The 18,144-nt window shown below is 69.0% G+C and carries 21 protein-coding genes, 1 tRNA gene, 1 pseudogene and 1 riboswitch; of the genes and pseudogenes, 7 read left to right on the forward strand and 16 right to left on the reverse strand.

All coding sequences use genetic code 11. The features are described from left to right. Positions 1 to 14: 14 nt before the first annotated feature. Both ACH4F2_RS02540 and ACH4F2_RS02545 read right to left on the reverse strand, forming a co-directional pair. On the reverse strand, positions 15 to 887 hold the full coding sequence (locus tag ACH4F2_RS02540) for an ABC transporter permease (RefSeq protein ID WP_398130833.1): 873 nt from the start codon (positions 885 to 887) through the stop codon (positions 15 to 17). Next, entirely contained in the window at positions 880 to 1,686 is an 807-nt protein-coding gene (locus ACH4F2_RS02545) for an ABC transporter permease (protein WP_398130834.1), read from the reverse strand. The genes ACH4F2_RS02540 and ACH4F2_RS02545 overlap by 8 nt, the downstream gene beginning before the upstream one ends. A 253-nt stretch (positions 1,687 to 1,939) precedes the next feature. Between ACH4F2_RS02545 and ACH4F2_RS02550 the strand changes: the two genes are divergently transcribed. Continuing rightward, positions 1,940 to 4,318 carry a transglycosylase domain-containing protein gene (locus tag ACH4F2_RS02550; RefSeq protein WP_398130835.1) on the forward strand — a complete coding sequence of 793 codons (2,379 nt, stop codon included), beginning with the start codon at positions 1,940 to 1,942 and terminating at the stop codon, positions 4,316 to 4,318. A gap of 16 nt (positions 4,319 to 4,334) precedes the next feature. On the opposite strand, the gene ACH4F2_RS02555 is transcribed toward ACH4F2_RS02550, so the two are convergent. The 3 genes from ACH4F2_RS02555 to ACH4F2_RS02565 form a co-directional block, all read right to left on the reverse strand. Beyond that, on the reverse strand, positions 4,335 to 4,655 hold the full coding sequence (locus ACH4F2_RS02555) for a multidrug efflux SMR transporter (RefSeq protein ID WP_055417143.1): 321 nt from the start codon (positions 4,653 to 4,655) through the stop codon (positions 4,335 to 4,337). A gap of 32 nt (positions 4,656 to 4,687) precedes the next feature. Then, positions 4,688 to 4,757: riboswitch (guanidine-III (ykkC-III) riboswitch) on the reverse strand. 66 nt (positions 4,758 to 4,823) lie between these two features. Further along, on the reverse strand, positions 4,824 to 5,126 hold the full coding sequence (locus ACH4F2_RS02560; RefSeq protein WP_398130899.1) for a GroES family chaperonin: 303 nt from the start codon (positions 5,124 to 5,126) through the stop codon (positions 4,824 to 4,826). Between the two features lie 75 nt (positions 5,127 to 5,201). Then, positions 5,202 to 5,534, reverse strand: a complete 333-nt coding sequence (locus tag ACH4F2_RS02565) for a DUF3618 domain-containing protein (RefSeq protein WP_398130836.1) — start codon at positions 5,532 to 5,534, stop codon at positions 5,202 to 5,204. Between the two features lie 92 nt (positions 5,535 to 5,626). On the opposite strand from ACH4F2_RS02565, the gene bcp reads away from it, so the two are divergent. The 3 genes and pseudogenes from bcp (at position 5,627) to ACH4F2_RS02580 (ending at position 6,765) form a co-directional block, all read left to right on the forward strand. Next, entirely contained in the window at positions 5,627 to 6,094 is a 468-nt protein-coding gene (gene bcp / locus ACH4F2_RS02570; protein WP_398130837.1) for a thioredoxin-dependent thiol peroxidase, read from the forward strand. 136 nt (positions 6,095 to 6,230) lie between these two features. Continuing rightward, positions 6,231 to 6,669, forward strand: a pseudogene (locus tag ACH4F2_RS02575) (HNH endonuclease). Between the two features lie 12 nt (positions 6,670 to 6,681). Next, a tRNA-Leu gene (locus tag ACH4F2_RS02580) sits at positions 6,682 to 6,765 on the forward strand. Positions 6,766 to 6,807: 42 nt separating this feature from the next. Here the strand turns inward: ACH4F2_RS02580 and rdgB are convergent. From rdgB to ACH4F2_RS02600, 4 genes are all read right to left on the reverse strand, one after another. Next, complete coding sequence (gene rdgB, locus ACH4F2_RS02585) at positions 6,808 to 7,410, reverse strand: RdgB/HAM1 family non-canonical purine NTP pyrophosphatase (RefSeq protein ID WP_398130838.1); 603 nt, start codon at positions 7,408 to 7,410, stop codon at positions 6,808 to 6,810. A 43-nt stretch (positions 7,411 to 7,453) separates the two neighbouring features. Then, positions 7,454 to 7,861, reverse strand: coding sequence for a hypothetical protein (locus ACH4F2_RS02590; RefSeq protein ID WP_398130839.1), 408 nt, complete (start codon positions 7,859 to 7,861; stop codon positions 7,454 to 7,456). Positions 7,862 to 8,050: 189 nt separating this feature from the next. Further along, positions 8,051 to 8,791 (reverse strand): ribonuclease PH, encoded by a 741-nt coding sequence (gene rph, locus ACH4F2_RS02595; protein ID WP_398130840.1) that lies wholly within the window; start codon positions 8,789 to 8,791, stop codon positions 8,051 to 8,053. 76 nt (positions 8,792 to 8,867) lie between these two features. Further along, positions 8,868 to 9,101, reverse strand: a complete 234-nt coding sequence (locus ACH4F2_RS02600; RefSeq protein ID WP_007388582.1) for a glucose PTS transporter subunit EIIB — start codon at positions 9,099 to 9,101, stop codon at positions 8,868 to 8,870. Positions 9,102 to 9,280: 179 nt separating this feature from the next. Between ACH4F2_RS02600 and ACH4F2_RS02605 the strand changes: the two genes are divergently transcribed. Together ACH4F2_RS02605 and ACH4F2_RS02610 are read left to right on the forward strand one after the other, a co-directional pair. Continuing rightward, entirely contained in the window at positions 9,281 to 10,576 is a 1,296-nt protein-coding gene (locus ACH4F2_RS02605) for a PTS transporter subunit EIIC (protein ID WP_398130900.1), read from the forward strand. Positions 10,577 to 10,849: 273 nt separating this feature from the next. Continuing rightward, positions 10,850 to 12,100 carry a PTS transporter subunit EIIC gene (locus tag ACH4F2_RS02610; RefSeq protein ID WP_398130841.1) on the forward strand — a complete coding sequence of 417 codons (1,251 nt, stop codon included), beginning with the start codon at positions 10,850 to 10,852 and terminating at the stop codon, positions 12,098 to 12,100. A gap of 93 nt (positions 12,101 to 12,193) precedes the next feature. On the opposite strand, the gene ACH4F2_RS02615 is transcribed toward ACH4F2_RS02610, so the two are convergent. Further along, positions 12,194 to 12,946, reverse strand: a complete 753-nt coding sequence (locus ACH4F2_RS02615) for an MBL fold metallo-hydrolase (protein ID WP_398130842.1) — start codon at positions 12,944 to 12,946, stop codon at positions 12,194 to 12,196. A gap of 205 nt (positions 12,947 to 13,151) precedes the next feature. On the opposite strand from ACH4F2_RS02615, the gene ACH4F2_RS02620 reads away from it, so the two are divergent. Further along, positions 13,152 to 13,619: a type II toxin-antitoxin system PemK/MazF family toxin gene (locus ACH4F2_RS02620; RefSeq protein WP_398130843.1), complete on the forward strand. Its 468-nt coding sequence runs from the start codon at positions 13,152 to 13,154 to the stop codon at positions 13,617 to 13,619. 19 nt (positions 13,620 to 13,638) lie between these two features. On the opposite strand, the gene ACH4F2_RS02625 is transcribed toward ACH4F2_RS02620, so the two are convergent. The 6 genes from ACH4F2_RS02625 to ACH4F2_RS02650 form a co-directional block, all read right to left on the reverse strand. Further along, positions 13,639 to 14,589 (reverse strand): PLP-dependent cysteine synthase family protein, encoded by a 951-nt coding sequence (locus tag ACH4F2_RS02625; protein ID WP_398130844.1) that lies wholly within the window; start codon positions 14,587 to 14,589, stop codon positions 13,639 to 13,641. 6 nt (positions 14,590 to 14,595) lie between these two features. Continuing rightward, the gene (locus ACH4F2_RS02630) at positions 14,596 to 14,874 is read right to left on the reverse strand and encodes a MoaD/ThiS family protein (protein ID WP_398130845.1); all 279 of its coding nucleotides are present in this window, start codon (positions 14,872 to 14,874) and stop codon (positions 14,596 to 14,598) included. A gap of 100 nt (positions 14,875 to 14,974) precedes the next feature. Then, a complete protein-coding gene (locus tag ACH4F2_RS02635; RefSeq protein ID WP_310873142.1) occupies positions 14,975 to 15,070 on the reverse strand; it encodes a putative leader peptide in 96 nt (31 codons plus the stop codon). Between the two features lie 99 nt (positions 15,071 to 15,169). Further along, complete coding sequence (locus tag ACH4F2_RS02640) at positions 15,170 to 15,592, reverse strand: Mov34/MPN/PAD-1 family protein (RefSeq protein WP_398130846.1); 423 nt, start codon at positions 15,590 to 15,592, stop codon at positions 15,170 to 15,172. Between the two features lie 144 nt (positions 15,593 to 15,736). After that, a complete protein-coding gene (locus ACH4F2_RS02645) occupies positions 15,737 to 17,164 on the reverse strand; it encodes an amino acid permease (protein WP_398130847.1) in 1,428 nt (475 codons plus the stop codon). Between the two features lie 363 nt (positions 17,165 to 17,527). Beyond that, on the reverse strand, positions 17,528 to 18,136 hold the full coding sequence (locus ACH4F2_RS02650; protein WP_398130848.1) for a DUF2017 domain-containing protein: 609 nt from the start codon (positions 18,134 to 18,136) through the stop codon (positions 17,528 to 17,530). Positions 18,137 to 18,144 lie beyond the last annotated feature (8 nt).

The following is an 18,144-nucleotide window of genomic DNA, read 5'->3' on the forward strand; positions in this document are numbered from 1 at the left end:
CTTCCCCAACTCCCTCAGCTCCCCGTACTCCGATAGGAACGAAGCCCCGCCCGCCAGGCCAGCCCCGCCACCGCACAACAGGCCACCGCCACGAGCGGCGGCGTGAACGCCACCCATTGAGGCAGATCCAGCGGATACGGCCGCCCCAGCACATAGCTCGCCGGCAGCCAGTTGACGAACGCCAGCGGCATCACGAACGTCACCCCCCGCACCAGGTCCAGCGCGAAAACCGTCGGCGGGTACTGCAGCATCGTCGTACCGCCGTAGGTGAAGGCGTTCGCCACCTCCGAGGCGTCCTGCGCCACGAACTGGAACGCCCCCGCCGCCACGAACACCGCACAGAAGATCCCCGCCCCGCTGAGCACCATCACCGGCATCAGCAGCAGCTTCGCCGCCGTCCAGTCGATGTCCATGACCACCAGCGCGTACCCCAGCACCAGCACCCCCTGCGTCACCCGGCCCAGCCTGCGCAACGCGAACCGGTCCGCGGCCACCTGCGCCAGCACCGGCGCCGGACGCACCAGCAGCGTGTCCAGCGTGCCGTCGCGCACCCGGCGGCCCAGCCGCTCCATCGAGCCGATCGACAGGTCGGTCAGCCCGAAGGACACACCGGACAGCCCGTACAGGAACGCCACCTCGGCCAGCGACCAGCCGCCCAGCGCGTCGACCCGGGAGAACATCAGCAGGATCGCCACGAAGTCCAGCGCGGTCATCGCGAAGTTCCCGAACGTCGTCAGCACGAACGACGTCCGGTACGCCATCGTCGACCGGACCCACATCGCGGCGATCAGACCGTACGCACGCAGCCCCTCGACGACCCGGCCGTTTCCACCGGCCCCGTTTCCACCGGCCCCGTCGCCGCCGGCCTCGTGAGCCGTCTCAGCCACCCTGCACCACCACCCGCCGCGTCGCCGCCGACTGCACCAACCGCCCCACCGCCAGCAGCACCACCGCCCAGGACGCCTGGAAGAGATACGTCCCCAGCGGATCGGCCTCCCCCAGCAGCACGTCCGCCGGTGCCTGCAGCAGCGACGACCACGGCAGCGCCCGCACCACCTCGCCGAGCGCCCCCGGGAACACGTTCAGCGGCAGCAGCATCCCCGAGCAGAACAACCCCGCGAGCCACGCCATCTGCGTCACCCCCGTCCCGTCCATCAGCCAGAACGCCGACAGCGCCACCAGATACCGCAGCGCGAAACCCACCACCGTCGCCAGCCCCACCGCCACCAGGAACGCCACCCACGTGGACACCTCCCGCGGCAGCGCCGCCGGGAAGAACAGCGACCCGAACACGAACGGCACCACCCCGCGCCCCAGCAACTGGAACAGCGCCCGCCCCACGTCCGCCGCCAGCCACCACAGCTGAAGGTCCGCCGGCCGGTACAGATCGACGGCGATGTCACCCGTTCGGATGCGCTCCATCAGCTCGTCCTCGAACCCGCCGCCCCCGATCGCCAGCGCCGCCAGCAGGGCCTGGCCCAGCCACACGAAAGTGACGGCCTGCGCCTGGTCGTAGCCGCCGAGCTGCGGTTTCTCGTCCCACAGGGCCAAATAGGTATAAACCAGGATCAAACCGAAGACCGTGTTGGTGAACACCCCGGCGGCGGTAGCCACCCGATACGTCGCGTACCGTCTGAATCCCCCCGCCGCGACGGCCACGTACAACCGCCCCGAACCCACGCCCACAGCCCCCCTCCTCCGACCAGGCACCAAAGCGCAGGAGCTTAGTGCGACGGCGACCGCCCGTGCCACGCAATTTCACAGCCTTGCCGCCGAGCGGGAACGGAACACCCGGTGCGAGAGTCTTCTCCAGAGGGCCCAGAGGGCCCAGAGGCCGCAGAGGGCGCACAGGGCGTCAGAAGGACGCAGAAGCGCACAAGGCCGTACGAGACACGAGAACAGACGACCGTACGACGCGAAACAGGAGTCCGTGCACGAGATGAGTGACGAGCCTCAGCCGCAGCAGCCGAACCAGGGCTGGGCGCCGAGAGAGCCACAGGCGGCCGGCGAGGGGAAGACCAAGAAGCCCAAGCGGCCGAGGCGGACCGGATGGCGCAGGCTGATCCCCACCTGGCGCATCGCGCTCAGCACCTGCGTCATCGGCGTCCTGCTGCTGATCGGCGGCTTCTTCCTCGGCTACCACCTCGTACAGATCCCGGCCGCCAACGCGCTCGCCACCAAGCAGTCCAACGTCTACCTGTACGCCGACGGCAGCGTCCTCGCCCGCGACGGCGAGGTCAACCGGGAGAGCGTCGGCCTCGCCCGCATCTCCGAGGACGCCCAGCACGCCGTCCTCGCCGCCGAGGACCGCGACTTCTACACCGAGTCCGCCATCGACCCCATGGCGATGGTCCGCGCCGGCTGGAACACCGCCACCGGCCAGGGCAAGCAGTCCGGCTCCACCATCACCCAGCAGTACGTCAAGAACTACTACCTGGCCCAGGAACAGACCGTCACCCGCAAGGTGAAGGAGTTCTTCATCTCGATCAAGCTCGACCGCGAGAAGAGCAAGAACGACATCCTCGAGGGCTACCTCAACACCAGCTTCTTCGGCCGCGGCGCCTACGGCATCCAGGCCGCCGCCCAGGCCTACTACGGCATCGACGCCAAGGACCTCACCCCCGCCCAGGGCGCCTACCTCGCCTCCCTGCTCAACGCACCCAGCCAGTACGACGTCGTCGCCCACCCCGAGAACAAGCCCGCCGTCGAAGCCCGCTGGAACTACGTCCTGGACGGCATGGTCGACAAGGGCTGGCTCACCGCGGCCGAACGCGCCGGCACGAAGTTCCCCACGCCCAAGGAGACCACCGTCTCCACCAGCATGTCCGGACAGCGCGGATACCTCGTCAACATCATCAAGGACTACCTCGCCAAGAACGACATCGTCGCCGAGGAGGAACTCGACCGCGGCGGCTACCGCATCACCACCACCCTCCACAAGGACAAGCAGGACGCCTTCGTCAAGGCCGTCGACGACAAACTGATGTCCAGGCTCGACCAGAAGGACCGCAAGGTCGACACCTACGTCCGCGCGGGCGGCGCCTCCGTCGACCCGAAGACCGGCAAGGTCGTCGCGATGTACAACGGCATCGACTACGTCAAGCAGTACACACCCAACGCCGTCCGCCGGGACTTCCAGGTCGGCTCCACCTTCAAGCCCTTCGTCTTCGCCTCCGCCGTCGCCAACGGCTCCCGGACCCAGGACGGCCGCCTGATCAGGCCCGGCACCATCTACGACGGCACCAGCGAACGCCCCGTCGAAGGCTGGAGCGGCAGCCGCTACGCCCCGGAGAACGAGGACCACCACGACTACGGCGACGTCACCGTCAGCGAGGCCACCGACAAGTCCATCAACGCCGTGTACGCCCAGATGGCCGTCGACGTCGGCTCCGACAAGGTCAAGCAGACCGCCATCGACCTCGGCCTCTCACCCGACACTCCCGAACTGGTGCCCTCACCGTCCATCGCCCTCGGCGTCGCCCACGCCAGCCCCCTCGACATGGCCGAGGCCTACGCGACCCTCGCCAACCACGGCCGGCACGGCACGTACACCTTCGTCGAGAAGGTCCTGAAGGACGGCAAGCACGAGGTCGAACTGCCAGGGCGCCACGAGGAACAGGTCGTCAGCCGCGAAGCCGCCGACACCACCACCTCCGTCCTGCGCAGCGTCGTCCAGAACGGCACCGCCACCGCCGCCCAGACAGCAGGCCGCCCCGCCGCCGGCAAGACCGGCACCGCCGAGGAGGACAAGGCCGCCTGGTTCGCCGGCTACACCCCCGAGCTCGCCACGGTCGTCGCCGTCATGGGCCAGGACCCCGTCACCGCCGCCCACAAACCGCTGTACGGCGCGATGGGCCTGGAGCGGATCAACGGCGGCGGCGCACCCGCCGAGATCTGGGGCCAGTACACCCGCAACGCCCTCAAGGGCGAACCGGTCACCGCCTTCGACCTCCAGCTCCAGGCCGGCGCCAACATCACCGAGTCCCCGTCCGCCGGTTCCTCGGACGAGCCGGGCCCGGGCGAGAAGAGCGGCAGCGAGCAGCCGGGCGACACGTCGACCCGCGACGACGAGGACAGCGACACCGGAACCCCGGACCGGACCGGCGGCGGCAGCACCCCGCCCGGCGGCAGCGAAACCGGCGCCCCGCCGACCGACGGCCCCACCACCGCACCGGGCCCCTCCGGCGACGACTCGTCCAACGGCGGCACCACCGAAGGAGGCGGCGGCGACTCGACCGGCGCGGGCGGCGGCGACGGCGACGGCGACTCGGACACCGGAGTGATCGGCGGCCTCCCCACCCCGCCCCGCCGCCAGTGACACCGCACCGGCCGGATCAGTGACCGGAGGTCGCCTTCAGCCCCACGACGGCGACCAGCAGCAGACAGATGAAGAAGATCCGGGCGGCGGTCACCGGCTCCCCCAGCACCACCATGCCCAGCACCGCCGCACCGGCCGCACCGATCCCCACCCACACGCCGTACGCGGTACCGATGGGCAGCGTCCGGGCCGCGTACGACAGCAGCACCATGCTGGCGACGATCCCGGCACCGGTGAACAGACTGGGCACCAGCCGGGTGAAACCGTCCGTGTACTTCATCCCGATCGACCAGCCGACCTCGAGCAGACCGGCGACGAGCAGCAGAACCCAGGCCATGACAGGCACCTCCGTGAAACGAACTGAACGGTGGTGCGTCGTCTTTTCCTTCAGCCCGGTACGGCGCGTCTCGTCGGGTACCTCCAAGCTAGCAAAGACAGGAGAAAGGGGCTGGTGACCTTGATCACCAGCCCCTGAAGCCTCCTGAGGCCTTCGCCTACTGCCGGATCAGAGATACAGCCCGGTCGAATCCTCCGACCCCTCGAACCGGTCCGCGGCCACGGCATGCAGATCACGCTCGCGCATGAGCACGTACGCCGTACCCCGCACCTCGACCTCCGCTCGGTCCTCCGGGTCGTACAGCACCCGGTCACCGGGCTCCACGGTCCGCACGTTCTGCCCCACCGCGACGACCTCGGCCCAGGCCAGCCGCTTGCCGACGGCAGCCGTGGCGGGAATCAGGATGCCACCCCCGGAACGCCGCTCGCCCTCACCGGTGTCCTGCTTCACGAGTACACGGTCGTGCAGCATCCGGATGGGCAGCTTGTCGTCCTGCGGGTGCTCGTTTCTCTTGGCGCTCACGCCCTGAAACCTACCTGCCCGGGCTCAGCGCCCGCGCCGCCGGGTGCCGCTCAGGGCGAACAGCCCCACGACCCCGACCACGACGAGCGCGACGGGCACGACCCGCTCCATCCGCGGCGAGCCCTCCTCGTCCACGAACTGCGCCTTCACATCGCTGACCACACGATTGACCTGGACGTACGCCCGCCCGAGGGTGTGATCGACGCTGGAGGCGACCTTGGCCTTCGCATCGCCCACGATCGTCTTCGGGTGCACCCGCATCCCGATCTCGTCGAGCGTCTCGGCCAGCACCTCGCGGCGACGCCTGATGTCCGCCTCGATCTGCGCCGGGGTTCTGATGTCCGACGTGTCCGCCACCGTACGCCTCCGAAGTCTTCCGACACTGTCCCGGACAGTCTGTCAGCTCCACGCCCCCGTGCACTGTCAGGACCCCCGGTTACGCTGGATCGATGAGCGAGCGACTCCAGCCCGGGGACCCGGCCCCCGCCTTCACCCTCCCGGACGCCGACGGCAACGAGGTGTCCCTGTCCGACCACAAGGGCCGCAAGGTCATCGTCTACTTCTACCCCGCCGCGCTTACCCCCGGCTGCACGAAGCAGGCGTGCGACTTCACGGACAACCTGGAGCTGCTGGCCGGCGCCGGGTACGACGTCATCGGCATCTCCCCCGACAAGCCGGAGAAGCTGGCCAAGTTCCGCGACGCCGAGTCCCTGAAGGTCACCCTCCTCGCCGACCCGGACAAGAAGGTCCTCGACGCGTACGCGGCCTTCGGCGAGAAGAAGAACTACGGCAAGACCTACATGGGCGTCATCCGCTCCACGTTCGTGGTGGACGAGGAGGGCAGGATCGAACACGCCCTGTACAACGTCCGCGCGACGGGCCACGTAGCCAAGATCATCAAGGACCTGGGCATCTGAGTCCCCGTCCGCACAGGGGCCGTACCGCACGACCGGTACGGCCCCTTCCGTTTATCGTGCGTGACTGTCCGATAACCGGTTCGTTACTCCGTACGAGGGAGGCTGCGAACGGGCGGCCGGGGACGGAGGGGAATCGATGGCAGCAAGTGCGTACAGCCAGGAGCGGCTGGAGGAGGCGGCTCGGGGGGCACGGACGCTGACGGAGGCGTTGGTGCGGTTGGGGGTGGATCCGAAGAGCTGGAAACGGCGGTATGTCTTCGATCGGATGAGGAAGCTGGGAGTGGATGTCTCGCACTTCGAGCGCGAGGTTGGTCAAGCACCGCCGCACCCACCGAACAACGACGAAGCGCCTACGCCGGGCGCTTCTGGCGGTTGGGACAACTGAACAGTGCGCTCGTTGTGATGTCGGCCCAGTATGGCTCGGCAAACCGATGACACTGGAGATCGACCACATCAACGGCGACTGGAGCGACGACCGGCGCGAGAATCTGCGGCTGCTCTGCCCCAACTGCCACGCGATCACCCGCACCTGGTGCCGAGGGGGCAGACGTAGTCAAGTGGCCCTCAACCGGTAACATGGCGGCCACGCGGCCGTGTCGTAACTGGCAGCCGAGCGGCGTTTAGATCGCCGTGGGCGAAAGCCCGTGTGGGTTCGAGTCCCACCGGCCGCACGGACAGAGGGGCCGCCCATTGGGCGGCCCCTCTCGTGGGCCTCAGCCCAAAAGCTCCCGCACCACCGGCACCAGCGCCCGGAACGCCTTGCCCCGGTGGCTGATCGCGTTCTTCTCCTCCGCGCTCAGTTCCGCGCACGTCCGTGTCTCGCCCTCCGGCTGGAGGATCGGGTCGTAGCCGAAGCCGCCCGTACCGGCGGGGGCGTGGCGCAGGGTGCCTCGCAGTTGGCCCTCGACGACCCGTTCCGTGCCGTCGGGCAGGGCGAGGGCCGCCGCGCAGGCGAAGTGGGCGCCGCGGTGTTCGTCGGCGATGTCGCCGAGCTGGGCGAGGAGGAGGTCGAGGTTGGCCTTGTCGTCGCCGTGGGTGCCGGACCAGCGGGCGGAGAAGATGCCGGGGGCGCCCCCCAGGACGTCGACGCAGAGGCCGGAGTCGTCGGCGACGGCGGGGTGGCCGGTGGCCTGTGCGAGGGCGTGGGCCTTGAGGAGGGCGTTCCCGGCGAAGGTGACGCCGGTTTCCCTGACGTCGGGGATCTCCGGGTAGGTGTCCGCGCCGACGAGGTCGTGGGGCAGGCCCGCGTCGGCGAGGATGGCCCTCAGTTCGGTGATCTTTCCGGCGTTGCGGGTGGCGAGGATCAGGCGGGTCATGGGGTTCAGTATCCCGGCCCTCGCCGGCCCGCGCGCACCGCCCTCAGGGCGTGCAGACCTTCGTCAGTTCGCCGGCCGCGTCGGTGACGGGGCTGAGGTCGGGGGTGTTGTCGCCGTTCTCGACCGAGGTGCGGACGTTGCCGACGGCCTTGCCGAGGTCGTCGACGGCCTTGCCGACGTCGGTGTTGTCGGTCTGGTCGCCGATCTTGTCGAGGTTCTTGTCTATGGAGTTGAGGGATTCCTCGAGCTGTGTCGGGTCGTTGGACGCGTCCTCCACGGCCTGCTGGAGTGCGGTGACGCTGTCGGCGATGGCGTCGGCGGTCTTGACGCAGTCGAGGGCCTTGTCGACGGCGTCGCATCCGGTGGTGAGGCCGGTCGTCAGGGCGAAGGTCGCCACGGCTGCGGCGGTGACGGTGATGCGGCGAAGGCGTCGGTGGCGGCTCGCGGCCATGGGTCTCGGTCCCCCCTCGGGACAGGGCCGGGTGGCCCGTGTGCGGTCGGTGCGGCGTCGGGCGTACGGCGGGTGTGTCCGGCCGTACGCCCGTAGAACTGCTGTACTGCTGTATTCCTAGTGACGCGGTGGTGGGCGGCGGAGTTGCGTGTCCGGGCCGCCTTTCTTGATGCGTCCTTGGGGTGCTCTTTACTTTTCGAGGACCGTGCCGAGGGCCTTGCGCTGGAGTTCGGCGAGTTCGGTGCAGCCGGCGGCGGCGAGGTCGAGGAGGGCGTTGAGTTCGTCGCGGTCGAAGGGTGCGGCCTCGGCGGTGCCCTGGACCTCGACGAAGCGGCCGTCGCCGGTGCAGACGACGTTCATGTCGGTGTCGGCGCGGACGTCTTCCTCGTAGGGGAGGTCGAGCATCGGGGTGCCGTCGATGATGCCGACGGAGACGGCGGAGACGGTGCCGGTGAGGGGCTTGCGGCTGGGCTTGATGAGCTTCTTGGTGGTCTGGGCCCAGGTGATGGCGTCGGCGAGGGCGACGTAGGCGCCGGTGATGGCGGCGGTGCGGGTGCCGCCGTCGGCCTGGAGGACGTCGCAGTCGAGGACGATGGTGTTCTCGCCGAGGGCCTTGTAGTCGATGACGGCGCGCAGGGAGCGGCCGATGAGGCGGCTGATCTCGTGGGTGCGTCCGCCGATGCGGCCCTTGACGGATTCGCGGTCGCCGCGGGTGTTGGTGGCGCGGGGGAGCATGGCGTATTCGGCGGTGACCCAGCCTTCGCCGCTGCCCTTGCGCCAGCGGGGGACGCCTTCGGTGACGGAGGCGTTGCAGAGGACTTTGGTGTCGCCGAAGGAGACGAGGACGGAGCCTTCGGCGTGCTTGCTCCAGCCGCGTTCGATGGTGACGGGGCGGAGTTGCTGGGGGGTGCGGCCGTCGATGCGTGACATGCGGGTGAGCCTAGCGGGCGCACGAGAGGGGCTCTTCCCGTGGTGGGAAGGGCCCCTCTCGGTGCGCTGGGCGTCTTTACATCATGTCTTCGATTTCCGCGGCGATCGGGTCGGCGTCGGTGCCGATGACGACCTGGATGGCGGTGCCCATCTTGACGACGCCGTGGGCGCCGGCGGCCTTGAGGGCGGCTTCGTTGACCAGGTCGGGGTCGTTGACCTCGGTGCGGAGGCGGGTGATGCAGCCTTCGATCTCGTCGATGTTGTCGATGCCGCCGAGGCCGGCGACGATCTTCTCAGCCTTGCTGGCCATGTTCGTTCTCCCTGATCCGAGCCGCTTTGTCGCAGTAACCCACAGTTGGCCCATCTTCGCGAGCCATCGTGCGGTCTGTCGCGAATGATGGCGTCACGACGGCGGAGCCGTCCGTCAACTGGTCTACACCAGTGTACCGGCGGCCGGGTCGAACCGGACCGAGACCGGATGGAGACCGGATGAGTGCCGACAGCACGGTCAGTCCCGCCCGTGCCCGTTGGAACGCGGCGTTCCAAGGGTTGCAGAAGATGGGCCGCAGTCTTCAGTTGCCCATCGCGGTCCTGCCCGCCGCGGGCATCCTCAACCGGCTGGGGCAGCCGGATGTCTTCGGGGACGACGGTCTTGGCTGGTCGAACGTCTCGAAGGTGATGACGGGCGCGGGTGGTGCGCTGCTCGACAGTTCGCTGGGGCTGCCGCTGCTGTTCTGTGTGGGTGTGGCCATCGGGATGGCGAAGAAGTCGGACGGCTCGACGGCGCTGGCGGCGGTGGCGGGGTTCCTCGTCTACTTCAACGTGTTGCGGCAGTTCCCGGAGGACTGTCCGGAGGGTTCGCGGGCGGTGCCGCAGATCGGGTGCCGGCTGACGGACGGGTCGGGGACGGTGACGGCGTTCACGTTCCAGAATCCGGGAGTGTTCGGCGGCATCGTGATGGGGTTGCTGACGGCCTATTTCTGGCAGCGGTTCCATCGGACGAAGCTGGTGGACTGGCTCGGGTTCTTCAACGGGCGCCGGCTGGTGCCGATCATCATGGCGTTCGTGGCGATCCTGTTCGCCGCGCTGTGCCTGTGGGTGTGGCCGCCGGTCGGTGACGCGCTGGAGAGTTTCAGTGACTGGATGACCGGGATCGGTGCGTGGGGCGCGGGTGTGTTCGGGCTGGCGAACCGGGCGTTGCTGGTGATCGGTCTGCATCAGTTCCTGAACGTGCCGATGTGGTTCCAGTTCGGCAGCTACACCAAGCCGGACGGCACGGTGGTGCACGGGGACATCAACATGTTCCTGGCGGGTGATCCGGACGCGGGTCAGTTCACCTCGGGTTTCTTCCCGATCATGATGTTCGCGCTGCCGGCGGCGGCGTTGGCGATCACGCACTGCGCGAAGCCGCACCGGCGCAAGGAGGTCGGCGGCCTGATGCTGTCGTTGGCGCTGACGTCGTTCGTGACGGGGATCACGGAGCCGCTGGAGTACTCGTTCCTGTTCATCGCTCCGGTGCTGTACGCGGTGCACGCGGTGCTGACGGGTGTGTCGATGGCGGTGACGTGGGCGCTGGGGGTGAAGGACGGGTTCAGTTTCTCGGCGGGGCTGATCGACTACGTCATCAACTGGAACCTGGCGACCCGGCCGTGGCTGATCATTCCGATCGGCCTGTGTTTCGCGGTGGTGTACTACCTGGTCTTCCGGTTCGCGATCACGAGGTTCGATCTGAAGACTCCGGGGCGGGAGCCGGAGGACGAGGTGGAGGACGTCACGAAGGTGTAGACCTCACGTACCCTCGCGTACGCTTTGCGCGTGGTCTTGCGAAGGCCCTCGGACCGTCGGTCCGGGGGCCTTCGGCACGCTCTCGCGCGGGCGCGTGCGGGGACGTGCGTGCGCGTGCGCGCGGGGGGGCGGGCGTGGGCGTGTGCGGGGTGTTGATCGTGCACGGGGCGTAGTGCCTCGGTCGCGGAATCGCGGGTTCCTTACGCGGCCTTCATCGTGCTACAACAGGTCTACACCACTGAGTGGTGTAGACCACCACCCGATGGAGGAAGTATGAGCACCGCCACCGACAAGGCGGCCCCCGCAAAGAAGCGGGGATCTGGTCTTTTCCAGGGTTTGCAGAAGATCGGCCGCAGCCTGCAGCTCCCCATCGCCGTGCTGCCGGCGGCGGGCATCATGGTCCGGCTCGGCCAGGACGACATCTTCGGCAAGGACGGCCTGGGCTGGGACCGGGTCGCCGCCGTCTTCAACAACGCGGGCGGTGCTCTGACCGGCTCGCTGCCGATCCTGTTCTGCATAGGCGTGGCCATCGGCTTCGCCAAGAAGGCGGACGGCTCGACCGCGCTGGCCGCGGTGGTCGGCTTCCTCGTCTACAGCAAGGTGCTGGAGGCCTTCCCGGTCACCGAGGCGGTGGTCAAGCAGGGCGAGGACGCCGCGGCGACGTACAACGACCCGGGTGTCCTCGGCGGCATCATCATGGGTCTGCTCGCCGCCGTCCTGTGGCAGCGGTTCCACCGCACCAAGCTGGTGGACTGGCTCGGCTTCTTCAACGGCCGGCGGCTGGTGCCGATCATCATGGCCTTCGTCGGCATCGTGGTCGGTGTCTTCTTCGGTCTGGTCTGGGAGCCCATCGGTACCGGCATCTCCAACTTCGGTGAGTGGATGACCGGCCTCGGCGCGGGTGGCGCGGCCCTGTTCGGCGGCGTGAACCGGGCGCTGATCCCGGTCGGCATGCACCAGTTCGTCAACACCGTGGCCTGGTTCCAGCTCGGCGACTTCACGAACTCGGCCGGTGAGGTCGTGAACGGCGACATCACCCGCTTCCTGGCCGGTGACCCGTCCGCCGGTATCTTCCAGTCGGGCTTCTTCCCGATCATGATGTTCGGTCTGCCGGCCGCCGCGATCGCCATCGCGCACTGCGCCCGCCCGGAGCGCCGCAAGGCCGTGATGGGCATGATGGTCTCGCTGGCCGCGACCTCGTTCGTCACCGGTGTGACCGAGCCGATCGAGTTCTCGTTCATGTTCATCGCGCCGGTCCTGTACGTGCTGCACGCGGTGCTCACCGCCATCTCGATGGCGATCACCTGGGGCCTGGGTGTGCACGCCGGCTTCAACTTCTCGGCCGGCGCCATCGACTACGCCCTGAACTGGCACCTGGCCACCAAGCCATGGCTGATCATCCCGATCGGTCTGGTGTTCGCGGCGATCTACTACGTGACGTTCCGTTTCGCGATCGTCAAGTTCAACCTGAAGACCCCGGGCCGCGAGCCCGAGGAGGAGATCGAGGACCTCACGAAGGCGTGAGTCCCCGCCGTCAGGCATGAGCGAGGCCCCGGAACCGGGAAGGTTCCGGGGCCTCGTTCGTGCCTGCGGTGCGTGCGTACCGCGGTATACGGGCTAGACCCGGTACACCGCGCCCGGTGCGGCGACCTCCACCGCCCCGTCGTAGACCTCGCGCGCGTCGGCGAGGTTGACCTGGGGGTCGGTCCACGGGGGGATGTGGGTGAGGACCAGGCGGCGGGCGCCGGCGCGGGCGGCGCTCTCGCCGGCCTCGCGGCCGTTGAGGTGCAGGTCGGGGATGTTCTCCTTGCCGTGCGTGAAGGCGGCCTCGCACAGGAACAGGTCGGTGTCGCGGGCGAGTTCGTCCAGCACGGGGGTGACGCCCGTGTCGCCGGAGTAGGTCAGCGACCGGCCGCCGTGCTCGACGCGGACGGCGTAGGCCTCCACGGGGTGGGCGACGCGTTCGGTGTGCACGGTGAAGGGTCCGACCTCGAAGGTGGACGGCTTGACCGTGTGGAAGTCGAAGACCTCGCTCATGGACGAGGCCGAAGGGGTGTCGGCGTAGGCGGTGGTGAGCCGGTGCTCGGTGCCCTCGGGTCCGTAGACCGGGAGGGGGTCGCAGCGGCCGCCGTCGTGCCGGTAGTAGCGCGCCACGAAGTAGGCGCACATGTCGATGCAGTGGTCGGCGTGCAGGTGGCTGAGGAAGATCGCGTCGAGGTCGTAGAGACCGCAGTGGCGCTGCAGCTCGCCGAGGGCGCCGTTGCCCATGTCGAGGAGCAGCCGGAAGCCGTCGGCCTCGACGAGGTAGCTCGAGCAGGCCGATTCCGCGGACGGGAACGACCCCGAGCAGCCGACGACGGTGAGCTTCATGAAGCAGAAACCTCCGCTGGCGGGTGTGGAGAGACGGGGGTCGTGCGGTTTGTCGAGCGTAAGGCGCAAAACCTGCGGTCGCTCCTCCGCCAGGGGCCGTTGTGGGCGAACTCACCTGTGGTGTCACCGGTTCGGCTGGACGTGGGGCGCACGGGACCGCCGAGGGGGCGCGCGGGGTGCGGTGCGCGCGGGTACGGTCGTCGGTATGGACACGTCCTGGTGGCTCGCTCTCGCGGCGGTGGTGCTGCTCGCGCTCGTCGCCGCGGTCGTCGACGGCCGGGGACGGGGGCGGCGGCCGCGCCGGCCGGATGGCCGCCGGCGTCCGCCGGGACGGCCCACGGGTCCGAGGGGGCGTGCCGCGGCGCGGCCGCGGCCCGCGGAGATCTGGTGGGCGAACGTGCCGTACGAGGACCGTGACGGTGCGAAGGACCGGCCGTGCCTGGTGATCTCGGTGCGCGGGCGGCGGGTGCTGGTCGCGAAGATCACCAGCCGGTACCGGGACGAGCGGGCCGGGGTGATCGCGTTGCCGCCGGGTTCGGTCGGGGACGCGCGGGGGCGGACGAGTTTCCTGGAGACCGACGAGCTGCGGGAGGTGCCCGTGGGGGACTTCCGGCGCCGGGTGGGTGTGGTGGACCCGGTCCTGTGGGACCAGGTCCGTCACCTCGCGTCGTAGCGGGCCCCGGCGGTTCTCGTCAGGCCCAGAGCTGGCCCTGGAGGGTGTCGATGGCTTCCTCGGTGGTGGCCGCCGTGTAGACGCCGGTGGAGAGGTACTTCCAGCCGCCGTCGGCGACGACGAAGACGATGTCCGCGCTCTCGCCGGCCTTCACCGCCTTCTTCCCGACGCCGATCGCGGCGTGCAGGGCGGCGCCGGTGGAGACGCCCGCGAAGATGCCCTCCTGCTGGAGGAGCTCCCGGGTGCGGGTGACCGCGTCGGCGGAGCCGACCGAGAAGCGGGTGGTGAGGACGGAGGCGTCGTACAGCTCGGGTACGAAGCCCTCGTCGAGGTTGCGCAGGCCGTAGACCAGGTCGTCGTAGCGCGGTTCGGCGGCGACGATCTTCACGTCCGGCTTGTTCTCGCGCAGGTAGCGGCCGACGCCCATGAGGGTGCCGGTGGTGCCGAGGCCGGCCACGAAGTGGGTGATGGAGGGCAGGTCGGCGAGGATCTCGGGGCCGGTGCCGGCGTAGTGGGCGCCCGCGTTGTCCGGGTTGCCGTACTGGTAGAGCATGACCCAGTCGGGGTGCTCGGCGGAGAGTTCCTTGGCGACCCGTACGGCGGTGTTGGAGCCGCCCGCGGCCGGGGAGGAGACGATCTCCGCGCCCCACATGGCGAGCAGGTCGCGGCGCTCCTGGGAGGTGTTCTCGGGCATGACGCAGACGATGCGGTAGCCCTTGAGCCTGGCGGCCATGGCGAGCGAGATGCCGGTGTTGCCGCTGGTCGGTTCGAGGATCGTGCAGCCCTTGGTGAGGCGGCCGTCCTTCTCCGCCTGCTCGATCATGTGGAGCGCGGGGCGGTCCTTGATCGAGCCGGTCGGGTTGCGGTCCTCCAGCTTGGCCCAGATACGGACGTCGTCGGACGGCGACAGCCGCGGCAGGCGTACCAGGGGGGTGTTGCCCACCGCGGCCAGCGGGGAGTCGTAGCGCATCGCCGATCAGGCCATACCGCCGGCGACGGCCGGCAGGATCGTGATGCTGTCGCCGTCGGTGAGCTTGGTGTCGATGCCGTCGAGGAAGCGGACGTCCTCGTCGTTCAGGTAGACGTTGACGAAGCGGCGCAGCTGCTCGCCGTCCACGATGCGGGCCTGGATGCCCGTGTGCCGGGTCTCGAGGTCGGCGAAGAGCTGGGCGAGGGTGTCCCCGGTGCCCTCCACCGCCTTCTGGCCGTCGGTGTACTGGCGGAGGATGGTCGGGATGCGGACCTCGATGGCCATGGCTGAGGGCTCCTGTCGGGAGGTGTCGTCGGTTCGATGGGGCGCGCGGCGGCACGCGGCAGCGCGCCGCGGCTCACGGCCGTACGGCGGCAGCGGAAGATCAACAGATGGCGCTGTTCAGCCTGCACAGGTCGACGTGCAGGCGCGCCACGAGCAGCGTGCCCGGCGCCTTTTCGCTCACGTCGAGAAGAACCATGGGCACATCGTATCGATTCCCGGTCCGGCTTCCGGAGTGTGATCTCACTCTCTGGACACGTTCCATCCGTGATACGAGATCCCTTCGGGACGAGGCCGGTCAGTACGCCTGAACGACCTTGACCTCCTCCTCCGTCACCTCTCCCTCCACGATCCGGAACGACCGGAACTGGAATTCGCCGGCGCCGTCGGTGTCCGCCGTGGAGACCAGGACGTAGTGGGCGCCGGGTTCGTTGGCGTAGGTGATGTCGGTGCGGGAGGGGTGGGCCTCGGTGGCCGTGTGGGAGTGGTAGATGACCACCGGCTCCTCGTCGCGGTCGTCCATCTCCCGGTAGAGCTTGAGCAGGTCCTGCGAGTCGAACTCGTAGAACGTCGGCGAGCGGGCGGCGTTCAGCATCGGGATGAACCGCTCGGGGCGGCCCTCGCCCACGGGGCCGGCCACCACGCCGCACGCCTCGTCGGGGTGGTCCTCGCGCGCGTGGGCGACGATCTGGTCGTACAGGGCCTGTGTGATGGTCAGCATGCGGCCAGCATAAGCAGAGGGACCGGTCCGTACCGATGGGTGGTACGGACCGGTCCACATGCCGGACGTCCTGAGCGGTGGCCGTGGGGGACGCCACGAGCGTCCCCGGTGACCGGACGTCCTGGGTGCGCGCAAACGCGCTGGTCAGCCGATCTTCTCGAACTCCGGCTCGCCGGGCCGGTCGGTGATCTCCGGGTTGCGGGCCTTGAGCACCGCCCAGCCGATGCCGAGGGCGGCGGCCCAGCCGGCCATCACGTACAGGCAGACGCGGGCGTCGGCGTCGTAGGCGATCAGGCAGGTGACGAAGAGCAGGAAGGCGATGGCGACGTAGGAGCACAGCGAGCCGCCCGGCGCCGGGAAGGATGAGGCGGGCAGGCGGCCCGCGACGACCTTGCGGCGGTACAGGACGTGGCTGATCAGGATCATCAGCCAGGTCCAGATGCCGGCGGCGGTGGCGACGGAGGTGACGTAGCCGAAGGCCTTCTCCGGGACGACGTAGTTCAGGACGACGCCGATGCCCATGAAGACGACCGAGACGCCGATGCCGATGGCAGGGGTCTTGGTGGACGACAGCCGGTTGAAGACCTTGGGTGCCTCGCCGTTGTCCGCGAGGGAGCGCAGCATGCGGCCCGTGGAGTACATGCCGGAGTTGCAGGACGACAGGGCGGCGGTGAGTACGACGAAGTTGACGATGCCGGCGCCGGCCGGGATGCCGATGACGGTGAAGGCCTTCACGAAGGGGCTGACGCCCTCGGCGAACTCCGTCCACTTGACCACGGCCAGGATGACGGTGAGGGCGCCGACGTAGAAGAGGGCGATGCGCCAGGGCAGGGTGTTGATCGCCTTGGGGAGGGTCTTCTCCGGGTTCTCGGACTCGCCGGCGGTGACGCCGACCAGCTCGACGGCGAGGTAGGCGAACATGACGCCCTGGAGGGTCATCAGGGACGACCCGATGCCCTTGGGGAAGAAGCCGTCGAATTCCCAGAGGTTGGAGACGGCGGCGGTGTCGCCGGCCTGGCTGAAGCCGAGGGTGAGCACGCCGATGCCGATCACGATCATGCCGATGATGGCGGTGACCTTGACCATCGAGAACCAGAACTCGATCTCGCCGAAGAGCTTCACCGAGATCAGGTTGGCGACGAACAGCAGGACCAGGAAGACGAGGGCCGACACCCACTGCGGGATGTCCGGGAACCAGTAGTGGATGTAGATGGCGGCGGCGGTGAGTTCCGCCATGCCGGTGACCACCCACATCAGCCAGTACGTCCAGCCGGTGAAGTAGCCGAAGAAGGGACCGAGGAATTCCCGTGAGTACTCGGCGAAGGAGCCGGAGACGGGGCGGTAGAGGAGCAGCTCGCCGAGCGCCCGCATGATGAAGAAGATGATCACGCCCGCGAGGGCGTACATGAGGATGATGCTGGGGCCGGCCTTGGCGATGTTGGCCCCGGCGCCCAGGAAGAGGCCGACGCCGATGGCGCCGCCGATCGCGATCATTTGGACCTGGCGGCTGTTGAGCCCGCGCTCGTAGCCCTCTTCGGGGGTTTTGTCCGTGTCGACCTGCGCAGAGGTCATGTGTGGTGCGCCTTTCTCCATGCCGATCCGGGCCTTGCGTCGGCCTCGGATCGGGTCTCGATCCCCCCGGATGATGGAGCTGAGCGGGCCTCACATCCCGCTCGGTGCCTGGCCGGCGGTCAGCCGGCTCGGTGGCGCACCCGGTCGAACATTCGGGTGGTGTTCGCCGGGCGGTCGTGAAGATTTACCACGACGGCGGCGCTGATCACAGGGTCGGTCTGTGACGTGCCACACAGACATAAGCAGACAAAAGGCGCCCCTGTGGCGCAAAAAAGGGCGTCGGTTTGACGGGATCGTTATCCGGATTTGAGACTCCGCTGAGCGGACACCGAGCGTGCGTGGAACTCGGACGAACCGCCTCGTTCAGGGCATCAGGGTCGCCACGAGCGTCTCCTGGAGCCCGCCGAGCCACAGGTAGGCCATCACCATCGGCTTGCGAGGGTCCTCGTCCGGGAGCCGGTAGAGCAGGTCGGTGTCGTCCTCGTCGGCGATCTCCAGCCGGGAGCCGATCGCGAGCCGCAGGTCGTTCAGGGCGCTCAGCCACTGCCGGGACTCCTCGGCCGACAGCTTGAGCACCGCCCCGTCCTCGCCCGCCGTCGCCGAGGAGAGGGCGTCCAGGGCGCGGATCACCGCGAGCGCGTTCTCGCGCTTGCCGGCGCGCAGGTCGTTCTCGGTGTAGCGGCGGAACTCGGCGGAGTGCGCCCGCTGCTCCTCGGCCTCCCTGGCCTGCGGGGTGCCCTCGGGATCGCCGTAGGCGTCCGGGAACAGGCGCCGCAGCACCGGATCGGAGGGCGGTTCGCTCGGGCCCTCGGCGAAGAGCTCGGCGAGCGGGTCGTCGGAGGCGTCCTCGGCGGGGCCGGGGCCGATCAGCTCCAGGAGCTGGACGGCCAGGGACCGGATGATGGAGATCTCGACGTCGTCGAGGACGACGGCCGCGCCGCCACCGGGGATCGGTTCGAATTGTCCGGGCATGGAGGTGA

The sequence above is a fragment of the Streptomyces sp. NPDC017890 genome (assembly GCF_044328675.1).
Taxonomy (GTDB): Bacteria; Actinomycetota; Actinomycetes; order Streptomycetales; family Streptomycetaceae; genus Streptomyces.